The following is a 688-nucleotide window of genomic DNA, read 5'->3' on the forward strand; positions in this document are numbered from 1 at the left end:
TTCTTATTTTCGTCTACGTGGTGGACATACTCTGTATAGTCTAATTTTCTGCCTTCCTTGTACATCATCAGCAGCCTATGGACATGGATTTTTTCTTTACCGATGGATACAGCAGGGTATTTACCATGCATAAATATCTTTTTCTTAGCCATGACCGGCTGCCTAGCGTACCACAGAACAGCTTCCACTAATTTTTCTGTATCTACAAGACACCCACATGTATTCTCAAATTCGATCTTCTTTTGAGTTTTTAGAGTCATAAATGAGACCTCCATGCTCATGAATATTGCCGATGACTTCGCAATCACTTGGGCTAACAAGATCTTCGCCTTCATATCCAAATGATTCTCTTCTAAGCCAATAGACAGGAAATCTGTCCAGTACTACTACGTCCTTGATTTTTGAGTACTTGTAGTTGATCCAGCCCTCATCATGTTCCTCATACGAAATGACATTTTCATCTTCTAACCATCCTTGAAAATCTGGTATGTCTTTCTTTTCAGTGAAACCATGCTCTATTATTCTGACGATATCTCCTTCATATATCTCTTTACCGTTACGGTCTTGGAGTCCGGTGTATTGCATGATAATCATTTCCGAATCCGAGAATCCCCGGACATACTGACCGTCAAGAGGGCTATACGCTGCTACTTTGCCGTTTGGATCTATGGTCACTTCGTAATCCATT

Annotated in this window: 2 protein-coding genes; both read right to left on the reverse strand. The window is 40.4% G+C overall.

All coding sequences use genetic code 11. From position 1 onward, the window contains the following. The coding region (locus ACFRAK_RS28775; RefSeq protein WP_394573160.1) for a hypothetical protein at positions 1-260 on the reverse strand (260 nt) is incomplete at its 3' end. Next, on the reverse strand, positions 226-688 hold a 463-nt coding region (locus ACFRAK_RS28780), incomplete at its 5' end, for a YopX family protein (protein WP_394573161.1). The genes ACFRAK_RS28780 and ACFRAK_RS28775, both read right to left, overlap by 35 nt.

The organism is Peribacillus sp. NPDC056705 (assembly GCF_043656335.1).